The organism is Bradyrhizobium sp. LHD-71 (assembly GCF_031157255.1).
Classification (GTDB): domain Bacteria; phylum Pseudomonadota; class Alphaproteobacteria; order Rhizobiales; family Xanthobacteraceae; genus P52-10.
In genome coordinates this window covers 24401-47712 of sequence record NZ_JAVIFX010000007.1, presented here as the reverse complement: position 1 = coordinate 47712, position 23312 = coordinate 24401, and the positions used below count along the sequence as shown (strand labels likewise).

At 62.1% G+C, this 23312-nt stretch carries 19 protein-coding genes; 18 read left to right on the top strand and 1 reads right to left on the bottom strand.

Going from position 1 to position 23312, the window contains the following annotated elements; all coding sequences use genetic code 11:
* Positions 1 to 66 precede the first annotated feature (66 nt).
* Both RCO31_RS09515 and RCO31_RS09510 read left to right on the top strand, forming a co-directional pair.
* The gene (locus RCO31_RS09515) at positions 67 to 1017 is read left to right on the top strand and encodes a 1-phosphofructokinase family hexose kinase (RefSeq protein ID WP_308968075.1); all 951 of its coding nucleotides are present in this window, start codon (positions 67 to 69) and stop codon (positions 1015 to 1017) included.
* A 66-nt stretch (positions 1018 to 1083) separates the two neighbouring features.
* A complete protein-coding gene (locus RCO31_RS09510) occupies positions 1084 to 1503 on the top strand; it encodes a hypothetical protein (RefSeq protein ID WP_308968074.1) in 420 nt (139 codons plus the stop codon).
* A 24-nt stretch (positions 1504 to 1527) separates the two neighbouring features.
* On the opposite strand, the gene RCO31_RS09505 is transcribed toward RCO31_RS09510, so the two are convergent.
* Positions 1528 to 1965 (bottom strand): cyclic nucleotide-binding domain-containing protein, encoded by a 438-nt coding sequence (locus RCO31_RS09505; RefSeq protein ID WP_308968073.1) that lies wholly within the window; start codon positions 1963 to 1965, stop codon positions 1528 to 1530.
* A 271-nt stretch (positions 1966 to 2236) separates the two neighbouring features.
* On the opposite strand from RCO31_RS09505, the gene RCO31_RS09500 reads away from it, so the two are divergent.
* The 16 genes from RCO31_RS09500 (at position 2237) to RCO31_RS09425 (ending at position 23307) form a co-directional block, all read left to right on the top strand.
* The gene (locus tag RCO31_RS09500) at positions 2237 to 3568 is read left to right on the top strand and encodes a tetratricopeptide repeat protein (protein ID WP_308968072.1); all 1332 of its coding nucleotides are present in this window, start codon (positions 2237 to 2239) and stop codon (positions 3566 to 3568) included.
* Between the two features lie 9 nt (positions 3569 to 3577).
* Positions 3578 to 5440 carry a FecR domain-containing protein gene (locus RCO31_RS09495; RefSeq protein WP_308968071.1) on the top strand — a complete coding sequence of 621 codons (1863 nt, stop codon included), beginning with the start codon at positions 3578 to 3580 and terminating at the stop codon, positions 5438 to 5440.
* Between the two features lie 117 nt (positions 5441 to 5557).
* Positions 5558 to 7849 (top strand): adenylate/guanylate cyclase domain-containing protein, encoded by a 2292-nt coding sequence (locus RCO31_RS09490; protein WP_308968070.1) that lies wholly within the window; start codon positions 5558 to 5560, stop codon positions 7847 to 7849.
* A gap of 37 nt (positions 7850 to 7886) precedes the next feature.
* Positions 7887 to 8549, top strand: a complete 663-nt coding sequence (locus RCO31_RS09485; RefSeq protein WP_308968069.1) for a cyclic nucleotide-binding domain-containing protein — start codon at positions 7887 to 7889, stop codon at positions 8547 to 8549.
* A 7-nt stretch (positions 8550 to 8556) separates the two neighbouring features.
* Entirely contained in the window at positions 8557 to 9432 is an 876-nt protein-coding gene (locus tag RCO31_RS09480; RefSeq protein ID WP_308968068.1) for a DUF6537 domain-containing protein, read from the top strand.
* Positions 9433 to 9516: 84 nt separating this feature from the next.
* Entirely contained in the window at positions 9517 to 9918 is a 402-nt protein-coding gene (locus RCO31_RS09475) for a DUF3307 domain-containing protein (RefSeq protein WP_308968067.1), read from the top strand.
* A 113-nt stretch (positions 9919 to 10031) separates the two neighbouring features.
* Positions 10032 to 10154 carry a hypothetical protein gene (locus RCO31_RS09470; protein WP_308968066.1) on the top strand — a complete coding sequence of 41 codons (123 nt, stop codon included), beginning with the start codon at positions 10032 to 10034 and terminating at the stop codon, positions 10152 to 10154.
* Between the two features lie 130 nt (positions 10155 to 10284).
* On the top strand, positions 10285 to 10803 hold the full coding sequence (locus RCO31_RS09465) for a cupin domain-containing protein (RefSeq protein WP_308968065.1): 519 nt from the start codon (positions 10285 to 10287) through the stop codon (positions 10801 to 10803).
* Positions 10804 to 10950: 147 nt separating this feature from the next.
* On the top strand, positions 10951 to 11568 hold the full coding sequence (locus RCO31_RS09460) for a flavin reductase family protein (RefSeq protein WP_308968242.1): 618 nt from the start codon (positions 10951 to 10953) through the stop codon (positions 11566 to 11568).
* Positions 11569 to 11795: 227 nt separating this feature from the next.
* Complete coding sequence (locus RCO31_RS09455) at positions 11796 to 14051, top strand: acyl-CoA dehydrogenase (RefSeq protein ID WP_308968064.1); 2256 nt, start codon at positions 11796 to 11798, stop codon at positions 14049 to 14051.
* Positions 14051 to 15334 (top strand): acetyl-CoA C-acetyltransferase, encoded by a 1284-nt coding sequence (locus tag RCO31_RS09450; protein ID WP_308968063.1) that lies wholly within the window; start codon positions 14051 to 14053, stop codon positions 15332 to 15334. Before RCO31_RS09455 ends, RCO31_RS09450 begins: the two co-directional genes overlap by 1 nt.
* A 7-nt stretch (positions 15335 to 15341) precedes the next feature.
* On the top strand, positions 15342 to 17492 hold the full coding sequence (locus RCO31_RS09445) for a 3-hydroxyacyl-CoA dehydrogenase NAD-binding domain-containing protein (protein WP_308968062.1): 2151 nt from the start codon (positions 15342 to 15344) through the stop codon (positions 17490 to 17492).
* Between the two features lie 370 nt (positions 17493 to 17862).
* Complete coding sequence (locus tag RCO31_RS09440) at positions 17863 to 18819, top strand: ABC transporter permease (RefSeq protein WP_308968061.1); 957 nt, start codon at positions 17863 to 17865, stop codon at positions 18817 to 18819.
* On the top strand, positions 18819 to 19724 hold the full coding sequence (locus RCO31_RS09435) for an ABC transporter permease (protein ID WP_308968060.1): 906 nt from the start codon (positions 18819 to 18821) through the stop codon (positions 19722 to 19724). The genes RCO31_RS09440 and RCO31_RS09435 overlap by 1 nt, the downstream gene beginning before the upstream one ends.
* A gap of 34 nt (positions 19725 to 19758) precedes the next feature.
* Positions 19759 to 21465 carry an ABC transporter substrate-binding protein gene (locus RCO31_RS09430; RefSeq protein ID WP_308968059.1) on the top strand — a complete coding sequence of 569 codons (1707 nt, stop codon included), beginning with the start codon at positions 19759 to 19761 and terminating at the stop codon, positions 21463 to 21465.
* Positions 21466 to 21597: 132 nt separating this feature from the next.
* Positions 21598 to 23307, top strand: a complete 1710-nt coding sequence (locus RCO31_RS09425; RefSeq protein ID WP_308968058.1) for an ABC transporter substrate-binding protein — start codon at positions 21598 to 21600, stop codon at positions 23305 to 23307.
* Positions 23308 to 23312 lie beyond the last annotated feature (5 nt).

The window sequence follows — 23312 nt, the reverse complement described above, 5'->3', positions numbered from 1 at the left end:
ACGGGAACCGCCCCCCGCTTCACGCGTTCTCGCCGGGGCATCACGATCACGCTCGCGAGCCATCCATTGACCGAGATTGTCACGATCACGCTCAACCCGTCGGTCGATATCTCGACGTCGGTTGCACGCATTGCGCCCTTCAGCAAGCTGCGCTGTGCACCACCGCATTATGATCCGGGCGGGGGCGGCATCAACGTTGCGCGCGTGATCAAGCGTCTCGGTGGCGACGTATTGGCCGTGTTTCCGATCGGCGGGGCCACGGGACAACTGTTGAAGCGCCTGATGCATGATGAAGGCGTGCCGTGCACGACGGTCGATGTGTTCTCCGAGACGCGGCAGGTATTCACGCTCGTCGAGGATACGACCGACCAGCAGTTTCGCTTCGTGCTGCCGGGCGCACAGCTCTCCGAAAATGAATGGAGCACGACCGTTGCTGCCGTCGCCGATATTCGACCCGCGCCATCGATGGTTGTCGTCAGCGGCAGCCTGCCTTCGGGCATCTCCGATGAAAAGTTCGCCCGCGCGATCCGCACCATCAAGGCGAGCGGAGCGAAGATCATGCTCGACACCTCGCAGGGCCCGCTGCGGGCAGCGGTTGAGGAAGGTGTCCATCTCATCAAACCGAACCTTAAAGAGTTTCAGGATCTGGCCGGCATATCGGGGGCGCAGGAGCCGCAATTGGTCGATGCAGCGCGCGCGCTGATCGCGAAGAAGAGGGTCGCGATCATTGCGTTGAGCCTCGGCGCTGACGGTGCGCTGCTGGTTTCCGTCGACCGTGCCCTTCGCGCCCGGCCGCTGCCGGTCGAGCCGGTCAGCGTTGTCGGCGCGGGCGACAGCTTCCTCGGCGCGCTTGTCTGGCAGCTGTCGCGATCGGCGGACCTCGAAGAGGCACTGCGCTGTGCGACGGCCGCCGGCGCCGCCGCGGTGCTGCGCGCCGGAACATCGTTGTCGAGGGTCGAAGATGTCAGGCGCCTGCATGGCGACGTAAAAATCGACGATGTGACGATGGCGGTCTAGAACGCAGGCGGCTGGCGGGCCGCCCCTTGCGCAAGGCGGCGCGGTAGGCTCTATCATGAGTGGATCATGGAAGCGGACGACAACACCACCCGCGACGGCGAGGAGCGGATCGAAGAGATCATCCGCATTGCCGAGTCGCTTGCCGCTGACGACGTCCGCGACGGTTACACCCGGATCGGGCCTGCGACGTCGGGCGCATTCCGCTTCAAATGGGTCGCGCGGCTGCAGGAGGATGGACGCTTCGTCGTCGACGAGACGGTCGGCAGCGGCACGGTGGCGGTAACTTCGCGACCGCTGCCGAAGGACGAGGTGCTGCCTTATATCGACGAGCGCCAGCGCCGTATCCAGGCCAAGGTCGATGACGTCAAGCGCGAGCTCGCGGCCGTTCAGGGACTGAGCAGCGTGGCCCTGGCGGGCGGCGATGGTCAGCGCGATCCGCTGCAGATGTACGATGAAATCCGCCGACTGCTGAAGGAAGGCAAGTAGCAGCTCGTCGTGGATTGAAGCGATCTACTGCGCTTTGCTTCGCTGCAGATTCTCCCGCGTGCGGCGTCGGGCTTCCAGATCGATCGCTGCGGCAAGATCGTGATGCCGCGCCATCAGCGTTCGGAAGGCGACCAGGTCCAGCACCAGCAACGTCGTGTCGGTCCTGGTGACGACCGTTGCCGTCCTGACCGAGTTGCTGAGAAGCGCGAGCTCGCCGAAGAAACTGCCCTGCGTCAACGGGATCTTCCGGCCCGGCAGTTCGACTTCGACTTCGCCGGAGGCGATGAAGTACATGCAATCGCCTGGCGCATCCTTCTCGACGACGGTCGCGCGTGGCGGCAGCTCGAGCCGACGCAGCATGCTGGTGAGGTCGACAACCGCGTCAGGCGCGAGGTTGCTGAAGAACGGGACCTTGCGAACCAGCTCCGCTGTCGGAATCAAATGGCCGGATTTTTTCTTCATCGATCCGTCGGGCTACCTTTGAGATCCGAAGTTGCTTCCAAATGGTACACACAAGGCCAGCGATAGCTGCAAGTGCCGGACGATCAGTCAGATAACGTACCCAGGGTGTGGCGAATCAGTAACGATGCCGCGGCAAGTCCGCGCCAAATTATTAATATTCCTTTTCTTTTCGCGTTGCCGAAATATCATTTCTGACGCTTAGGCGTCGGGTCCGCGGCTTTTTCGGGGCTCTGGAACCGCAATCCGCGGACTTGAGGGGGCAATTTCAAGCGTGAAGGGTTTTTCGACCATCGTTGCGGCTGCGTTCGTACTCGCCGCACCCTTGTCGACGGACAACGCGCGCGCGGTCGCACAAACGCCCGCCGCGGTCGTCAAGGACAGCTACGACGCGCTGTTCCAGCAAATGTTTCAAAACCCGTCGAACCTGGAGGTCAGCTTCAAGTTCGCCGAGTTGGCGGCCGTACGCGGCGACTATGAGGCCGCGATCGGCGCTCTCGAGCGGATGCTGTTCTTCAACCCGAACCTGCCGCGGGTGAAGCTTGAGCTTGGCGTGCTCTATTTCAAACTCGGCTCCTGGGATCTCGCGCGCAGCTATCTGCAGGACGCGATCAAAGGCAGCGATGTGCCGAACGACATTCGCGCGCAGGTGAACGCCTATCTGGCGGAAATCGCCCGGCGGCAGGCGCCGTATGAGTTCGCCGTGTTCGCGCATGCCGGCGCACGGTGGCAGAGCAACGCCAATATCGGACCGGACGGCCTCATCGTGCGCGCGATCGGGCAGGACGCGATCCTCAACGATAAGTTCGCTCGGGCACCCGACTGGAATTGGTTCCAGGTCGCGGCCATGCACTACATTCACAAGATCAACAAGCGCGGTGACGCTTTCGAAGTTGTCTTCACCGGCTACGCCTCACAGCAGCACAGGTTCACCCAGTTCGATCTCGGGATCGTCGAGGCGACAGCCGGTCCGCGCATCGCGATTGATCAGAAGGCTTCGTTCAAGATCTACGGCATCGGGACCGGCGTGATGCTGGCACATCACAAGTATATCGAATCGGGCGGCGCGGGCTTCTCCATCCGTGGTCCGCTCGGCAGCTTTGGTCTCGCCGAAGGCTACATCGAGCATCGCCATCGCCGGTTCTTCGATTCGGACGAATTCCCGACCGCAAGCGAACAGACGGGCAATCTCACGACGGCGGCGATCAATGCGGAGCTGCGCTTCGGCGTCGTACGGCTGACGACGCGCGTCGGTTTCGATCGCAACAATGCGCGGTTCGACTACAACAGCTACGATCGTTGGTCGGCCGATGTCGGACTACCGATGGAATTCAGCGTGCCCGGATTCGACGGCGCGCCGCGGCAGGTGGTGGTCACGCCGACTGCCGGCTACAGCGACACGCGCTACGACGAACCGAACTGGATCGTCGATCCGTTCGTCTTCCGTAAGGATCGCGAGGCGCGCGTCGGCGGCATCATCGACGTTCAGCTTTATCAGAACTACGGGTTGCGGACGACGATCACACATACGTGGATCGACTCCAACCTGCCCAACTACGACTTGAAGAACTTCACAGTGGCCTTCGGGCCCACAGCGCGGTTCTGAGGCACAGCCATGATCAGGACACGAGACTTCGACGTGCGTCCCGTCGCTGCGAAAGCCGGATTTGTCGGCCTGCTATCGGCGGCCGGCGTCGCGCTCTTCGCGCACGCCGCTGCTGCGCAGCAGGTCGGCACGGCGGCCGCGGTCAATCCATCAGCGCAGGCGCGAGGCTCGGGCGGTGCGCGCACCATCGTCATTGGCCAGTCGATAGCGCATCGCGAGCGCATCCAGACGACGTCCGCAGGCTCGGTGCAGCTGCTCTTTCTCGACAAAACCTCGATGACGATCGGCCCGAACAGCGATCTGGCGATCGACGAGTACGTCTACAATCCGAGCTCAAACACCGGCAAGCTCGCGGCAACTTTGACGAAGGGCGTGATGCGCTTCGTCGGCGGACAAATCAGTCACGCCGGCAATGCGCGGGTCACGACACCGAACGCCGTTGTCGGCATTCGCGGCGGCGTCGGCATCTTCAGCCCGAGCTCGGTCTACATCGGCTATGGCGAGGGCCATGTAACATCCGGCCCGTCAAGCGTAATGCTGACCGCGGGGGAGTACACACAGACGCTCGGCGGCGGCGCGCCGCCGACAAATCCTTCGCCGCCGCCGAGCGGATTTTTGCAGGCCATGCTGGCTCTGCTTCAGAGCCAGGGCGGACAGGGCGGCGGTGCGCGGGCGACGTCCGCACAGGTCAATCAGGCGCGCACCACCGCGTCCGGCACGCCCGCCGGTGCGATCGCGACCAACCTGCAAAGGGCGGCAAGCCAGATCGTCAACGGCACCACTCAGGCGAACGTAGCTTCGTCGATCAATCAAACGATCCAGACGACAGCCAGTCAGACGCGAGCCGAAATCACCGAGCGTGAGAACAGGCCACCACCGCCACCACCGCCGCCGCCGTCCCCACCACCCCCGCAGGAAATTCCGAACCAGAATTCGGAGCCTCGGTCTCTCTTGGCCTTCACGGGTGGATTGGTGGCCTCGCGCAACAACTACGGTCCGTTGGGGCCGATACTTGCGGCGCTCGGTGTCGGCGTTCTTGAGACAAATGCACAGGGGCAGACCGAACAGGCGGCTTTCGGCGCTGTGCGTGCCGGCGAGATCACGTCCGGTTCGAACAACAACAGGATCTCCGCGAATTCGTCCTCCGACGAATATCAGTCCGGCACTTATGTTTTCGGTCCAAACACGGCGAATATTGACGTCAATGACCTGGCGACCGGTGCAAACGTCCTGTTGCCGGCGACGAGCTCAAGCGGCGCGCCGGTAGCGACGGTCAATAGCCAGGCGGTTACTCAGTTCAGCGGCGGCGTCGTCGAGTTCAAGCCCGGCACGCCGCTGTCGCAGGCAGCATCACAGACTGTCGGCGTCGCATTTTGCCAGTGCGAGTACACGAAATGGGGTCTGTGGGCTGCCGGGACCACACGCGCCGGCGAGGGTGGAAGCGGCGGGCAGATCAAGGACACCGCTGAAATGTTCTGGGTCGCTGGACGCTTGCCGGCGAATGCGAGCGATATTCCGTCGACCGGCAGCGCCACCTATAGCGGCCATGCGATTGCCAACATCCACGATGGCAGCTCGAACTACGTCGCTGCAGGGCAATTCCAGAACACGGTCGATTTCGCCGCCCGCACGGGCAATGTCAGCGTGACCAACCTCGACGGCGCGAACTATGCGGGCCAGATCGTGTTTCCCAGCGGCTCGCCCGCCTTCGCCGGGGGACTGAGCGCGGCGAACGGCAACCGCTCCATGGATGTGGTCGGCTCGTTCTTCCAGGGGCGGACCAGTCCTGTCGGCGAGATGGGCGGCGCCTTGCGGATCTACGGCCCGAGCAACTATGGCGGCGCGGGAATCTTTGCGGGCCGCATGCAGTAGACGCACCACCGGCCCCGCCGCGACAGGTCGTCCGCAACGGCGAGGAACCGGTAGGAAGGCAAAAAGCCGTTTCCTCTCAAGCCATTGAGCGGTAATGAATCGTGGCGAGGATCACCCATGGCATCTTCCGAGCGGTTCAGATTGCTGGTCGGGCGCGGAAGCCTTGCTTTCGCGGCGCGTCTGCGCCGCTTCGCTCGCAGCAAACACGGCCGGGCGACCGGCGCGGCGCTGGTCGTGCTCACCGCATTGACCTGGCTTCGCGCCGAAAGCCCGAGGATCGTCACCGAGCTGCAAGAGCGGACATTCGACGCCTATCAGCGCCTGCAGCCGCGCAGCCATGCGGACTTTCCGGTCCGCATCGTCGACATCGACGAGGCCTCGATCGCCGCCTATGGCCAGTGGCCTTGGCCGCGTACGCGGCTCGCCACCATTACCAACCGCCTTGCGGAATTGGGTGCGGGCGCCGTCGCTTTCGCGGTGATCTTCCCCGAGCCCGACCGCACGACGCCGAAACGGATTGCGGGTGACCTGCAGGCGAGCGACGTGCCGGAGCGCGACCTGACCATGGCTCTGCTCGCAAGGCTGCCGGACCACGACACGATGTTTGCCGAGGCCATGGCTAAGGCGAACGCGGTGCTGGGTTTTGCGGCGACCCGTTCGCAGAACGATGCACGACCAGCGCTGAAGGCAGGTCTTGCATTTGTCGGTGTCAAGCCGACCGACGTGCTGTCGCCGTTTGCCGGCGCGGTCGCAAACCTGCCGCTGCTCGACGAGGCAGCAGCCGGGGTCGGCGGCATCAATCTCAGCTCGCGCGACAGATCCGGCGTCGTCCGACGTATTCCGATGCTGTTCTCCGACGGCGAGCGGATCTATCCGAGCCTCGCCGGCGAAGCGTTGCGGGTCGCGCAGGGTCAGAAGGGTGTCGTCGTGCGCGGCACGGGAGCAAGCGGCGAGACCGACAGCGGCCGGGCAGCGCTGCTCGACATGCGCATCGGGGACTTCCGCGTGCCGTTGACCGATGACGGCGAGGCCTGGCTCTATTACGATCGCGATCGCCCGGAACGTTACGTGTCGGTCAAGGATCTGCTCGATCCGGCGAAGGAGGCGACAGTCAAGCCGCGCATCGACGGTGCGATCGTTCTGGTCGGCACATCGGCCGCGGGCCTGGCCGACGCGCGGGCCACGCCGCTCGGACAGATCATGCCGGGCGTTGCGGTGCATGCGCAGCTGATCGAGCAGATCCTTGGGCAGGATTTCATCAGCCGCCCCGACTGGGCGAACGGGCTCGAGATCATCGGCACTGTGCTGCTCGCCGCCTTCGTCGCCATCATGCTGCTGTCGTTCGGCGCGCAGTTCTCATTCATTGCCGGCATCGTCGCGCTGACGCTGGCAATTGCCGGCTCCTGGTTCGCCTTCTCGCATTTTCGCCTGCTGCTCGATCCGATCTATCCGTCGCTTGCCGCGATCACCATGTACATCGCCATCGAGCGCACGCTGCGCATCGCCTCCGACAAGGAGAAACAGTTCGTCCGTCAGGCCTTCGGGCAATATCTCGCGCCCGAACTGCTGGCGCGACTGGAGAGCTCGCCGCAGGCGATGCAGCTTGGCGGAGAAGCGCGCGAGATCACCGTGATGTTCATGGATGTGCGGGGCTTCACGCCGATCTCCGAAGCGTTGTCGGCGACCGAACTGGTGGACTTCATCAATACCTTGCTGTCGCCGTTGTCAGAGGCCATCCAGGGCGAACTTGGCACGATCGACAAGTACATCGGCGACTCGATCATGGCGTTCTGGAATGCGCCCCTGGAGATCGCCGATCATCCGGTGCGGGCCTGTCGCGCGGCGTTGAAGATGCGCGAGGTGGTGAAACAACTGAACGCGAATGACGCGTTCGGCTTCGCCGATCGCGGCATCGCCGCAGCTGAGGTCAAGATCGGCGTCGGCCTCAACTTCGGAATCGCCGCCGTCGGCAACATGGGTTCGGAAATCCGCTTCAACTACTCGGCCATGGGCGACGTCGTGAACGTTTCGGCCCGGATCGAGGCGGCTACCAAGTCCTTCGGCACGGATCTGCTCGTGTCTGAGGAGGTTGCGCGGGTCGCCAAAGGCATCGCGCTGCTCGAGGCGGGCGAAATCCTGCTCAAGGGCAAGTCGGCGCCGACCAAGCTGTATGCGCTGGCCGGAGACGAGGCGGTATTCCGCACGCCGCAATTCATCGAACTCTCACGCTTCCACGGCCAGCTGCTGCAGGCGTTGGCCGGTCGCGACGCCAGCGGGGCGGCCGTGGCGCTTGCGGCCTGCCGTCCGCTCGCGCCCGAGGCACTGTCAGGATTATACGATCATTTCGGTGATAAGATCGCCGAGCTGACTGCCCCGGCGCAGCACGGCCTAGCGCGGGTGATCAGATAAACGGCTTTCAAGCTCTCACAGCATCGAGTCTTTCGCCATGGATATGTCTCAGGTTGCAGCCAATGCCGGCGGAATCTTCTCGTCGATCTTCCTGATCGCGACCTACACGATGACGACCATGATCCCGCTACGCATCTTCGGGATCCTCACGAACCTGGCGCTGATCACGTTCTCCTTCGCAAACGGCCATTATCACACGATGGTCTTGCACATGGTCCTGTTGCCCTTGAATTCGTACCGGCTGCACCAGATGCTGCAGCTCGTGCGCGACGTGAAGCGTTCCGTGAACAGCGACCTATCGATGGCCTGGTTGAAGCCGTTCATGACCGAGCGGCCGTGTGAAGCGGGCGAGGTGCTGTTCTACAAGGACGAGAAGGCCGAAGACATGTTCTACATCGTCAGCGGACGTTATCGGCTGGTGGAGATGGGCCTGGAGGTGCCGGTTGGTGCGCTGGTCGGCGAGATGGGCATGCTGTCACCCTCCAACAAGCGCACCGGCACACTCGAATGCATTGAAAGCGGTCTGGTGCTCAGCGTCACGTATCGTCAGGTCGAAGAGCTCTATGTGCAGAACCCGGCCTTCGGCTTCTATTTTCTGCGACTGGTCAGCGCGCGGCTGTTCGAGAACCTCAACCGCGCGGAGGCCCGCATCGCCGCACTGACGGCGGCGCAGGCGCAAGCGGCGAACAAGCCGGCCTGAGTCCGTCGTGGCCGAAACGCTCAAACCTTTTCGGGCGCTGACGAACTGGCTGTTTGGCGAGGATGGCCGGCAGATTCCACCCTTGCCCGATGGGGTGCCGGACGATCTTGCGGCCGTGCTCGACAGGCATGTCCACATGCTGGTGGAGTTCCAGAACACCGACTACGCTGCCCTGTACCTCGATCGGCTCGGCCGGTTTCACGACCGTTACGGCATCTCCCGGGCGTTGTTTCGCGAGATCGCCGATTTGCTGGCACGGCGCATGAGCTTCAACGACCCGATCCGTGTCGCGCAAATCGTGCTCGACCGGGCGCCGCTGGCGCTTCCCGAAACCAGCACGATCGATCCGCCCAACAAGTTGTACCGGCCCGAGATCGAGGAGTTCGTCGCGATGTTTCCGCGGGATCAGGCGCAGATGATTGCCGACGGCCTGACCATGATAAAGATGCTGCGCGGCAGGATGCGCATCCATCTGGATCGGCCGATAGGCCGGGCGAGGTTGAGGCTCTTTCTCCTGTTCAGGCGCATTCGTCCGACGTCTTTGCGTTATGTCAAGGAAAGTTCGTCCACCGAGCGCTGGCTACACATGATCGATCGCGCGTTGATAAAAGAGCCAGCTGCGGCTGCAGAGATCGTGCGCTCGATCGCTCTCGTTTCCGGCTACGGCGCCAGCTACCGCCTCGCGCTGGCGAACTGGAATCTGATCGTCAATAGTCTGGCGAAACCGGTGTTCGACGGCGATCTGGCGCTGCCGCGCCTTGACGAAGCTCTCGCGCGTGTGCGGAGTGCAGCGACGGTTGATGCGACAGGGGAGGAATTGCGTCGAACGATTTCCGAGATTCGCGCGACTGCTGTTCAGGCGACCTCGCGTGGTGCGGCATAAACGCTTAGCGCGAGCCGCGCGGGCTTGCATTATGATGGAGCGATTTGTGATCTCATCGATGAGTGCACGCGAAGGAATATCAGAATGATATTGCCTGATATGTCTTCGCAGGTCGCCGTCGGCGCGCTCACCGCATGGATGGTCATTTTCGCGATCAAGCATGTGATCGGCGATTTCATTCTGCAGACATCGTGGATGGCGGCGGGAAAGGACGCCAAGACCGGCTGGGCCTTGCCGCTGCTGGTTCACTGCGCGATCCACGGCGCGCTCGCGGTCACGATCCTGCTCGTGCTGGCGCCCCGCTTCTGGTACCTCGGGCTCGTCGATTTTGTGATCCATTTGATCATCGACCGCGTGAAGGGCTTCTGCGTTTCGACGTTCAACGTCACCATGGATCACCAGTGGTTCTGGTGGCTGATCGGGATCGACCAGACGTTGCATCATCTGACCGGCTTCGGCCTTGCGGTCGTGCTCGCGGCCAATTGATCGACCCGAAATGCAAGGGCAGGGGCGGGTCCGGCGCTGATCCCGGCGGCCTGAGGCGGGGTATTGTGATATGTATCACAGAGAAATTGGCGGGCGCGCAGTAGACCCCGCGCATGACCAACGCCCGACCACCATTGCTGCCGCCGTTATCGGCCAGGACCGCCGTCGACTACGTGCTCATTGCCGCGAATATTGCCGTGGCGATTGCAGTGATCTACGTCCGCCTCGTGGCGTGACCTGGTGTCGCGATTCTGAGGTCCAGGCCGGCGCACTCGCCGCATACGAACTCTCCGTTCGCGGCTCTTGCTTGCGTTGCAGCATGGGCCTAGCTTGCGCCTGCATTCCGACAAAAACGAAAGCAAGGCAATGAGCGGTTCCCATCACGGCCATCACCATCATCCGCATCACCACGACGACGACCACGCGCACGATCCGGATCGTTGGAAACACGATGGCGTGCGAGTCATTCCCGGCAATCAGCTCGATCCGAACGTTCCTTCCACCAAGGGCATGGATCGCAAGGCGGCGATCAACTTCGCCCGTACCGGCGCGCAGAAATTGTGGGCCGGCACCGTGACAATTCACGCCAACGCCAAGACCGGCGCGCACCACCATGGCCACCTGGAGAGCGTGATCTACGTCGTGAAGGGCAAGGCGCGTATGCGCTGGGGCGAGCGCCTGCAGTTCACTGCCGAAGCCGGTCCTGGCGATTTCATCTTCGTACCGCCCTATGTGCCGCATCAGGAGATCAACGCGTCACCGGACGAGGTGCTGGAGTGCGTGCTGGTGCGCAGCGACGGCGAGGCGGTGGCGATCAATCTCGACATCGAGCCGGTAGAAAAGCCGGAGAACGTGGCCTGGATCGATCCGATCCATCGGGGTTAGCTCTCGTCATTGCGAGGCATAGCCGTTCGAAGAACGGCTTCGCTTCGCTCGCAATGACGATGATGATAGGATGAACGCCGGATAAAGAATGAACGCTTGAAGCAAGGGTTAAGGAAATTCCCGATGAACGTTGCCGTCTCGACCGCCATGAACGACATGCACACCTACGAGCCTGGCAAGGGCCACGGGCTGAAACACGACCCGCTCACGGCCATTGTTGCACCGCGCCCGATCGGCTGGGTGGCTTCGATGGGTGCGAAGGGCAACGTCAATCTTGCGCCCTACAGCTTCTTCAACATCTTCAACTACAAGCCGCCGATTCTGGCGTTCTCTTCGAACGGGTGGAAGGACACCGTCCGCAACATCGAGGAGACGCGCGAGTTCACATGGAATCTGGTGACCATGCCGCTGGCGCAGCAGATGAACACCACCTCGGCTGGTGTGCCGCCGGACGTCAGCGAGTTCTCCACGTCAGGGCTCACGCCGGTGCCTTCGAGGTTCGTCAAGGTGCCGCGCGTCGGCGAAGCCCGGGCCGCCATGGAATTGAAGCTCATCAAGATCATGCAGCTCGAGACCAAGGAGGGGACCAAGGTCGAATGCTGGATGGTGTTCGGCGAGGTCGTCGCGATACATATCGACAAGACGCTGATCGTTGACGGCGTCTATCAGACGACGCTCGCGCACCCGATTTCGCGCGGCGGCCGGAAAGGCGACTACTTCGAAATCTCGCCTGCGACGATGTTTGAGATGCCAAGGCCTGATTGAACACGACCTGATTGAAGAAGGCCGGGTTGAAACCGTCGCATTGATCGGACCGGTGGCTTCCGGAACTGAGCTGCGTCTCCAGGTTAAGCAACGGCCCGTCGGGACGCTAGAATCTGCCTGATTCCAGCAAGGCGGTTGTAAACGTCTGCGCCGAGCATAGGTCTTTGCGGAGGCAGGCTGCGGCTTGCGCGATCTGATCGACTTGGCTCTCGATTTGGACCTCGACCATGGGCTCTTTTCGCCGGGACTACATCACACGACCGATCTTCGCCCTGGCGAAGAAGGCGATGCCGGCGATGTCCGACACCGAACGTGAGGCGCTCGAGGCAGGCGACGTCTGGTGGGATGCGGATCTCTTCACCGGCAATCCGGACTGGGCAAAGTTGCTGGCCGTCCCGCCGGCCGCATTGACGGCTGAGGAGCAGGCCTTCCTCGAAGGCCCTGTCAACGAGCTGTGTGCCATGCTCGACGACTGGAAGATCAACTGGGAGCTGCGCGACCTTCCGCCCGAGGTCTGGGACTTCATCAAGCGCCACCGCTTCTTCGGCATGATCATTCCGAAGGAATTCGGCGGACTTGGATTCTCGCCATATGCGCACTCCGAAGTGGTGCGAAAGGTCTCAAGTCGTTCACTTGCTGCCGCAGTGACCGTCATGGTGCCGAACTCGCTGGGCCCGGGCGAACTGCTGATGCAGTTCGGGACCAAGGAACAGCAGCAACATTGGCTGCCGCGCCTGGCGGACGGCAGCGAAATTCCGTGCTTCGGCCTGACCAGCCCTGAAGCCGGCTCCGATGCGGCGTCGATGATCGACACGGGCATCGTTTGCAAAGGCAACTTTGAGGGTCACGAGGTCATCGGCCTGAAGTTGAACTGGCACAAGCGCTACATCACGCTCGGTCCGGTTGCCACGGTGCTTGGCCTCGCCTTCAAGGCTTACGATCCGGACCATCTGCTCGGCGAGGTCGAAGATCTCGGCATCACAGTCGCGCTGATCCCCACGCATCTGCCAGGTGTCGAGATCGGCCGCCGTCATCTGCCGTCGATGCAGGTGTTTCAGAACGGACCAAACTGGGGACGCGACGTTTTCATTCCGCTCGACTATGTCATCGGCGGCAAGACGCGCATCGGCCAGGGCTGGAAGATGCTGATGAGTGCACTGGCGGCCGGGCGCGGCATCTCGCTGCCGTCGCTATCGGCTGCAGCCGCAGCCTATTGCGCGCGCACCACCGGCGCCTATGCGCGCATCCGCGAGCAGTTCGGCATACCGATCGGCAAGTTCGAAGGCATCGAGGAGCCGCTGGCGCGGATCGCCGGCACCGCGTATCTGGTTGACGGTGCGCGGCGGCTGACCTGCGCAGCGCTCAATCAGGGGCATCATCCGGCCGTCATCTCCGGCATCATGAAGCTGCATGCGACCGAGCGCATGCGGATCGCAATCAACGACGCGTTCGACATCCACGCCGGCAAGGCGATCATCGACGGGCCGCAAAATTATCTCGGCGCGCTGTATCGTTCGGTGCCGATCGGCATCACGGTGGAGGGCGCCAATATTTTGACCCGCAATCTGATCGTGTTCGGCCAGGGTGCGATCCGCGCCCATCCCTATCTGCTGGAGGAGATGACGGCGCTGGCCGATCCGAACGGGCTCGACACGTTCGACCGCACGCTCTGGAAACACGTCGGCCACAGCTTCAAGACCATGTTCCGCGCCTGGGCGTGGAGCTGGACCGGCGGCCTGTTGGCTCCGGCGCCCAATGTCGGAAAAGCGAAGCCGTTCTACCGGCAGCTGTCGCGCCTGTCGGCGGCGTTTGCGCTTTCGGCTGACATGGCTCTGCTGACGATGGGCGGCGCGCTGAAGCGACGCGAGATGCTTTCGGCCCGGTTCGGCGACATTCTTTCCGAACTCTATCTTCTCTCCGGTGCGCTGAAACGCTTCGAGGACGAAGGCCGCCAGGATGCGGATTTTCCGGCACTTGAGTGGTGCATGGAAACCGGCTTCAGGACGATCCAGACGCGCTTTGCCGAGATCTTTGCCAACCTTCCAAACCGATTTGTCGCGACGCTCTTGCGGCTGATCCTGCAGCCGTTCGGAGCCCGCGACACCGGGCCGACCGACGCCAATGTGCACCAATGCGCGCAGATGATCCTAGAGCCCTCGGCTGCGCGCGAACGGCTGACGACGGGCCTCTTTCATGCTGACGATGACCGGGGGCTTGCGCGGCTGGAGAAGGCGTTTGCGCTGGTGACGGCAGCGGATGGCATCGACCGGCGGATGCGCGCGGCGCGGATCAAGGACTGGCGCGAGGCCGTCAAGCGCGGTGTCATCACGGCGTCGGAAGGCGAGCGTATCCGTGCCGCCGAGGAAGCCGTTGCAAAAGTCGTCGAGGTGGACGACTTTGCACCTGAGCAACTGTCGAGGGGCAATCTGAAGCCGATCTCCGGTGACGAGTTGTTCGCACGAGAGGTGCGGGCGGCAAGCTGATGGCGCGATCTGTCTTTATCATTGGTGGAAGCCGCACGCCGTTTCTGAAGGCGCGCAGTGGGCCGGGACCGTTCACGCCGGTCGATCTCGCGGTGCAATGCGGCCGGCCCCTGCTGGCTCGGCAGCCGTTCGCGGCCGACGCCTTCGATCAGGTGATGCTCGGCTGCGTCAACGTGATCGCCGACGAGATGAATCCGGCGCGGGTCGCGGCACTCCGCTTGGGCATGGGCGAACGGATGGTGGCCTTCACCGAGCAGGTCAACTGCGGCTCCGGCATGCAGTCGATCGATACGGCATTTCGCTACATTCGCGAGGGGCGCTGCGACCTGATCCTTGCAGGCGGGACGGAAGCCTTGAGCTACGCGCCACTGGTCTGGTCCCAGCAGGGTGTCCGCTGGTTTGCGGGTCTCGCCACCGCCAAAGGGATGCCCGGCAAGATTGCTGCCGCGCTGAAGTTGCGCCCGGCCGATCTCAAGCCGGTCATCGGCCTCGAGCGGGGGCTGACCGACCCGGTGGTCGAGATGAACATGGGGCAGACGGCCGAGATGGTCGCGTATCTGTTCGGCATCACGCGCGAGGAGTGTGATGCCTACGCGGTCGAAAGCCACAGGCGGCTGGCCAATGCGCAGCACGAGGGGTTTCTGAAGGGCGAGGTGGAAACGGCTTTCGCGCGCAACGGGAAGTTTTACGATTATGACGATGGCGTGCGGCCGGACTCGTCGATCGACAAGCTGGCCCAACTGAAGCCCGCGTTCGAGCGGCCATGGGGCAAGGTCACGCCCGGCAATTCCTCGCAGATCACCGACGGCGCTTCCTGGGTGATCGTGGCGTCCGAGGACGCAGTCAGGAGGCACAACCTGACGCCGAAGGCCGAAATTCTCGACAGCAGCTGGTCGGCGCTCGATCCGAGCATCATGGGCCTTGGCCCGGTGCTGGCCGTTACCGAACTGATGAAGCGCAACAACATGCGCCTCGACGACATCGAACTGCTCGAACTGAACGAGGCGTTTGCGGCGCAGGTGCTCGGCTGCCTTGCCGCGTGGCAGAACGAAAAATTTTGCCGGCAGATTCTCGGACTGGATGGACCGGCAGGAGCGTTCGATCGATCGAGGCTGAATGTCGATGGCGGGGCGATCGCGCTCGGCCATCCGGTCGGCGCAAGCGGCAACCGCATCACCCTGCATCTGGTCAACGCGATGAAGCGGCTGGGCAAGAAGCGCGGTATCGCCACGCAATGCGTCGGCGGCGGCCTCGGCGGCGCCCTGCTGCTCGAGGCGGTGTGAGGTCGTTATGGAAAGCCGCATCCTCGACCTGTTCAAGGATCGTCTGATCGAGCTGGGCCCGTATGTCTCGACCGAGCCGGGGGCGGGCCCATGGAAGAACTTCCGCCTTGCAAAGGATGCAGACGGTGTCGCCTGGTTGCTGTTCGACCGGGAGGGCGCCAGCGCCAACACGCTGTCGGCCGAAGTGATCGAGGAGCTCGACGCTGTTCTTGCCGCGATCGAGAGCGATCGGCCACAGGCGCTGGTCATTCGTTCGGCGAAACCTTCCGGATTCATTGCCGGCGCCGACGTCAACGCGTTCCGTGGCGCGTCCGATCCGCGTCAGGTCGAAACGGAAATTGGCCGCGCGCATCGCGTGGTTGATAGGCTCGAAAATCTCGGCATGCCGACCATCGCCGTCGTGCATGGCTTCTGCCTCGGCGGCGGCTTCGAGATCGCACTCGCCTGCAAGTATCGCATTGCCATCGACAACGCGCGCTTCGGCTTTCCTGAGGTGATGCTCGGTCTGCACCCGGGTCTTGGCGGAACAGTTCGCTTCACGCGGCTGATCAATCCGATGGAAGCGATGACGCTGATGCTGACCGGTCGCACCATCGACGCGCGCCGTGCAAAATCGCTTGGCGCAGTCGATGCGGTGACGCAGGAGCGCCACGTCCGCAACGCGATCAAGGATGCGGTGAGCGGAAAACTCAAGCGCGCAACACCTGCTGCAATGTCGACCATCCTGTCGGCCGGGCCGGTGCGTAGCTTCCTTGCGACGCGGATGCGAAAGGAAGCCGCCAAGTCCGCACCGATCGCACATTATCCTGCACCCTATGCGCTGATCGATCTCTGGGAAAAGCACGGCGACGACCGTAATGCGATGATGTCGGCCGAACAAGTTTCGTTCGCACGACTGATGGTGACGCCGACGGCGCAGAATCTCATTCGTGTGTTCTTCCTGCGCGAGCAGATGAAGAAGCTCGCCGGCGACGATGGCACCATCAAGCATGTGCATGTCATCGGCGCCGGGGCCATGGGCGGCGATATCGCGGCCTGGTGTGCGCGTCAGGGATTGCATGCAACGCTGGCCGACATGAAGGCCGAACCGATCGCCGGTGCGATCCAGCGCGCCGCCGAACTTTACGGCAAGATCATGCGCAAGCGGATCGAGCAGCGCGACGCGCTGGATCGGCTGATGCCGGACATGGACGGCGAAGGCGTGCGCAACGCTGATCTCGTTATTGAGGCGGTACCCGAGAAGCTCGAACTGAAGCAGAAGGTCTATGCCGGTGTCGAGCCGCGCATGAAACCGGGTGCGATCCTTGCGACCAATACGTCCAGCATCCCGCTACAGGATCTTCGCACGAGCCTGAAGCATCCGGAGCGGCTGGTCGGCATTCACTTCTTCAATCCGGTGTCGCGCATGCAACTCGTGGAAGTCGTGAGCCATGACGGCAGCGATAGCCAGGTGCTTGCCGCGACACGCGCCTTTGTCGGCCAGATCGATCGCCTGCCGCTGCCAGTGAAGAGCGCGCCGGGCTTTCTCGTCAACCGCGCACTGACGCCTTACATGCTCGAGGCGATGGTGATGCTGGACGAGAAGGTTCCCAAGGAGACCATCGACGAGGCTGCGGAGAAGTTCGGTATGCCAATGGGGCCGATCGAGCTTGCCGATACCGTCGGCCTCGATATCTGCCTCGCGGTTGGCGACTCGCTCCGCGCCAAGCTCGGTGATGCGCTGCCGCCCGCGCCGGACTGGCTGCGCCAGAAGGTCGAGGCCGGCGAACTTGGCCGCAAGACCGGGAAGGGCTTTTACGTCTGGAAGGATGGCAAGGCGCAAAAGTCGAAGCCAGGCGGCGATGCGTTGCTTGGCAATGCCACGCAGGCAAAGCTGCCGCCGCAAGACGAGATTGCCGACCGCTTGATCCTGCCGATGGTTAATGTGTGCGTCGCATGCCTGCGCGAGGGCATTGTCGACAACGCCGACCTGGTTGACGGCGCGATGATCTTCGGCACCGGCTTTGCACCTTTCCGCGGAGGCCCGCTGAATTATGCGCGAACGCGCGGTGTCGCCGATGTTGTTGCGGTGCTCGCGAACTTTTCGCAAAAGTATGGTGAGCGCTTTGCGCCCGATGTAGGCTGGGACAGCTTCAGGCAAGATAGCGCTGCGAAGTAAGGCAGCCTGTTTCGCATCGTGAAATTGCGCGCAAGAAGCTGCTTTCGCTTTGAGCATTTTATTGCAGAGTGCGGTGCAGTTTCTGCTGCGCCTTCTGTCGCAGGAACCCGAGCAAAACTCTCATTTCATTTGACAACAGACAGCTGGACACGTTCTAGTCCCACGAAATGAAAAAGGTCATCGGTAGCCGAAAAGGCTCCCGGAGGAACAGCTTGGACAACAGCCCTCGCGAGTGGCGTTGCACGTCGTTGCCTTCGACTGGCAGTGATGCAGACGCTGTCCTCGCTTGCGATGTATGCAGCGCTGCTGGCGCGACGCTGCGCTTGCGTCGTTTGCTGTCCAAGCCGAGCGCTGATGGAGTTGGGGGATCATGAGGGGTTACATCTTACGTCGCGTCCTTGCACTGATCCCCACGCTGATCTTCGCCTCGCTCATCGTCTTCGTGACCATTCGCCTGATGCCCGGCAACATCATCGATTTGATGCTGTCGCAGAACGACGTGAGCGCCTCGAAGCAGACGCGTGAACAACTCGAGGCGGCGCTCGGTCTCGATACGCCGATGTACGTTCAGTACTTCAAATGGCTCGGCGCGCTGGTGTTCAAGGGAAGCCTCGGCAACTCGCTGTGGACCAACACGCCGGTGATGGACGAAATCCTGCACCGCCTGCCGATTACTTTTGAGCTCGGCATCATGGCCCTGCTGGTCTCCCTGGTTGTCGGCATCCCGATCGGCGTCTATGCAGCGCTGAAGCAGGATACGATCGGCGACTACATCCTGCGGACCTTCTCGATCCTGGCGCTCGCCATTCCGGGCTTTTGGCTCGGCACGCTGGTGATGGTGTTTCCGTCGATCTGGTGGGGCTGGTCGCCCTCGGTCAGGTTCATTCCCTTTTCACAGGACCCGATCGGTCATCTGCTGCAGCTTGCGCTTCCAGCGCTGATCCTGGGCAAGGCGTTCTCGGCCATCACGATGCGGCTGACCCGCACGCTGATGCTGGAGGTGATGCGGCAGGACTACATTCGAACCGCCAAGGCCAAGGGTTTATCCGTCGGCACCATTGTCATGCGCCACGCGTTGCGCAACGCGCTGATTCCTGTGATCACGCTGGTCGGTCTGCAGGCAGGTGCGCTGATCGGCGGCGCGGTCATTCTTGAACAGATCTTCGTCATCCCCGGCATGGGCTTGTTGCTGCTGGAGGCGGTGGGGTCCCGCGACTATCCGACCATCACCGGCGTGTTCCTCGTTTTCGGTGTGGCGATCGTCTTCATTAATCTGCTGGTCGATCTGAGCTACGGCTTTCTTGATCCGAAGGTGAGGAACCGCTGATGGCTGAGATCACCGATACGTCGGTTGCGATTCGTCAGGCGTCGACGAAACGCCCGAACGCCATCGTCGGGTTTTTCGCCCGCTTGTTCCGGGAGAAGCCTCTCGGCGCAGCCGGCGCCGTGATCTGCCTGATATTCCTGTTTGCCGGCGTCTTCGCCGACCTGCTGGCACCCTACGGCTACAACCAGATCATGCCGATCAACCGGATGAAACCGCCGAGCTGGCAGTTCTGGTTCGGCACCGACAATCTCGGCCGCGACATCTTTTCACGCATTCTCTATGGAGCGCGGCTGTCGGTCATCATCGGTCTGTCGGCCGCCGGGCTTGCGACCATCATTTCTGTCGTGCTCGGCATCACCACTGGTTATCTGGGCGGCAAGTTCGACATGCTGGTGCAGCGCTTTGTCGACGCCTGGATGAGCTTTCCGGAACTGGTCGTGCTGATTGTCGTCGTTGCCGTCGTCGGGCCCGGCATGTTTCCGGTGATCGGCATACTCGGCTGCTTCCTCGGCATTGCCGGCTCCCGCATCATCCGCAGCGCCGTGTTGTCCGTGCGTGAGCAGAGCTACATCCACGCCGCGCAATCGATCGGCGGCGGCACGCAGCGGATCCTCTGGCGTCACATCCTGCCGAACGTGATGCCGCCGGTGATCGTGCTGTTCACGACCCGCGTCGGTGCCGTCATCCTGGCCGAAGCCTCGCTGTCGTTCCTCGGGCTTGGTGTTCCGCCGCCGGCGCCCTCCTGGGGCGGCATGCTCACCGGCTCGTCACGCAATTACATGTATCTCGCGCCATGGATGGCGCTTGCGCCGGGCATTTGCCTGACGCTGGTCGTGTTCAGCATCAACATGTTCGGCGACGCGTTGCGCGACTTACTCGATCCGCGCATGCGCACCCATCGCTGAACAAGAAGAAACTAGGGTAACAGGGGAGAAACAAATGCAAAGCAAGACACTGCGAGGCCTTGCGGGCGCGAGCGCGTTGAGCCTCGTGCTTGCCACAGGCGCCGCATGGGGCCAGAGCAAGCCGGAGACGCCAAAGTACGGCGGCAGCCTGGAAGTCTCGACCGTCTATGCGACGATCTCGGCGCTGTCGTTCGACAGCTACGACTGGCCGTGGAAGCACAATCACGACACCGGCTCGGTCTACGAGCAGTTGTTTGCCGCAGACCTGTCCAAGACCAGGTCGCGCGGCGGCAAGTTCGGCCTGGTCGCCGACGCTTATATCCCGACGCATCTCATTCGCGGCGAGCTGGCCGAGAAGTGGGAATGGCAGCAGAATCCGCTGCGCCTCGTCGTTACGCTGCGCAAGGGCGTCATGTTTCCGGAGAAGCCCGGCGTGATGCAGAAGCGCGAGCTCGTGGCCGACGACGTGGTCTTCAGCTTCAAGCGTCTGTCGACCAGCCCGAAGGCGACGAAGAACTACTTCGATTACGTCAAGGATGTGCGGGCCGAGGACAAGTATACCGTCGTCTGGGAGATGAACGAGTTCAATGCCGAGTGGGATTACCGCTTCGGCTACGGCTACTACTCGGGGATCATTCCGAAGGAGGTGGTCGATGCCGGCGCCTCGAACTGGAAGAACATGAACGGCACGGGACCGTTCAAGCTCACCGACTACGTGCAGGGCAACTCCAACACTTACGAGAAAAACCCGGACTACTGGGACAAGGAGACGATCAACGAGAAGGAGTTCAAGCTCCCTTACGTCGACAAGATCACCTATCGCATCATCAAGGATGAGGCGACGCGAGTCACCGCGCTGCGCACGGGCAAGCTCGACATCATGGAATTGATCCGCTGGCAGGACGCCGAGCAGCTCAAAAAGGGCGCGCCGGAGCTGAAGTGGAGCAAGTGGCTTGCCACCAGCGGCACCTTCCTGTCGATGCGTGTCGACCAGAAACCGTTCGACGACATCCGCGTCCGCCGCGCCATGAACATGGCGATCAACAAGGACGAGATCATCAAGGCCTACTACAACGGCAATGCGGAGCTGTTCGCCTACCCGCAGCATCCGGAATATGGGGCCTACTATCAGCCGCTGAATGAGCAGCCGGCGAGCGTGCAGGAGCTGTTCAAGTACGATCCGGTCAAGGCGAAGAAGCTGCTCGCGGAGGCCGGCTATCCGAACGGGTTCACCTTCAAGACTCAGGTCTGCTCGTGTAACGCGGATCACATGGATCTGCTGCCGTTGATCTCCGCCTATCTCGAGCAGGTCGGTGTCAAGATGGAAATCCAGACGATGGAGTATGCGGCATTCCTGTCGGCGATGACCACGCAGACCAACGCGGCCGGCTACTTCATGAACAACGGCCATACCAATCCGACAACGACCATCCGCAAGAGCTTCGTTCCGCATCAGGTCTGGAATCCGTCGCAGTGGAACGATCCGAAGCTGACCGCGCGCATGGAGGCGGTCTACAAGGAGCCTGACGAGGCCAAGCGTCAGGCTGAGCTGCGGGCGATGACGACCGAGATGATCGATAACGCGCCTTACGTCTGGTTGCCGACGCCTTACAACTTCACCGCCTGGTGGCCATGGGTGAAGGGTTATGAGGGCGAGCTGCGCGCCGGAGCCGTGCGTCCGGGGCCGATCTACGCCCGGCTCTGGATCGACCAGGATCTGAAAAAGAAGATGGGCTACTGAGCGGAGGCTGGAAAAGAATACTTTTGCAGGAACCGGCGGCGCGAAAGCGCCGCTGGCGTTTCGCGGCCTCGCGTCGGTCCGACAATGTTTGCTGATCGCTTAGTCAAACCAAAAATAAAAGGGGAGACGACAATGAGGAAGCAGGCTTTGTACGAGTTCGCCGGTATCGGCGCGCTGACACTCGCGCTGGCGGCAGGTCCGGCCGCCGGCCAGAATCACAAGATGGAGACGCCGAAATACGGTGGCGCAGTTGAGATCGTCACCGTCTATTCGACGATCTCGGCGCTGTCCTGGGACAACTACGACTACAACTGGAAGCACAATCACGATACCGGGCAGGTCTACGAGCAGTTGTTCGTGACCGACGTGTCGCAGTTCAAGAGTCGCGGCGGCAAATGGACCATGACTCCCGACGCCTACATCCCCTCCGAGGTGATGCGTGGCGAACTCGCCGAGAAGTGGGAGCTGAAGGAAGACCCGCTGCAGATCGTCGTCACGTTGCGCAAGGGCATCATGTTTCCGGAGAAGCCAGGTGTCATGGCGTCACGCGAGCTGACTGCCGATGACATCGTCTACACTTTCAACCGGCAGAACTCGAGCCCGAAGAAGGTCGAAGGAATGTACGACTACGTCGACGGCGTGAAGGCCGTCGACCGGTATACGGTGGTGTTCAACCTGAAGGAATACAACGCCGAGTGGGCCTATCGTTTCGGCTACGGCTATTACTCGGGCATCGTGCCGAAGGAAGTGGTGGATGCCGGAGCGACCAACTGGAAGAATGTCAACGGTACCGGCCCGTTCCGCCTGACCGACTTCACTCAGGGCAACTCCAACGTCTATGAGAAGAACCCCGTCTATTGGGGCAGCGAGACCATCAACGAAAAAGAATTCAAGCTGCCCTATCTCGACAAGTTGACGTATCGCATCGTCAAGGACGAGGCGACGCGGGTGACGGCGTTGAGAACCGGCAAGATCGATGTCCTGGAGCTTATTCGCTGGCAGGACGTCGACAGTCTCAAGAAGAGCGCGCCTGATCTGAAATGGAACCGGTGGCTTGCCACCGGTGGGACCTTCCTGGCGATGCGTGTCGACACCAAGCCGTTCGACGACATCCGCGTGCGCCGCGCCCTCAATCTGGCGGTGAACAAGGACGAGATCGTCAAGTCTTACTACAACGGCAACGCTGAGCTGTTCGCTTATCCGCAGCATCCGACGTTCGGCGCCTACTTCCGCCCGCTTGAGCAGCAGCCGGACAGCGTCAAGGAGTTGTTCAAGTACGATCCCGTCAAGGCGAAGAAGCTGCTGGCGGAAGCCGGTTATCCGAACGGATTCACGTTCAAGACCCAGGTCTGCTCCTGCAGCACGAACCACACGGATCTCCTGCCAATGGTCGCCGGCTATCTGGAGCAGGTCGGGGTGAAGATGGAAATCCAGCCGATGGAATATGCTGCATTCCTGTCGGCCATGACATCGCGGCAGAACGCGCCGGGCTACTTCATGGATAACGGGCATACCAATCCGACGCGATCGCTGCACAAGAGCTTTGTCTACGGACAGGTCTGGAACCCGTCGCAATGGAACGACGCCGCGTTCAGCGCGAAGATGGATCAGGTCTATCTGGAGAAGGACGAAGCCAAACGCGTCAAGATGATCGACGAGATGACGACCGAAATCGTCGACAAGGCGCCGTACATCTGGCTGCCGATACCCTACAATTTCACGGCCTGGTGGCCGTGGGTGAAGGGTTACGAGGGCGAACTGCGCGCCGGCGCGGCGCGGCCGGGACCGATCTACGCCCGGATGTGGATTGATCAGGACCTGAAGAAGAAAATGGGTTACTGAGTGCG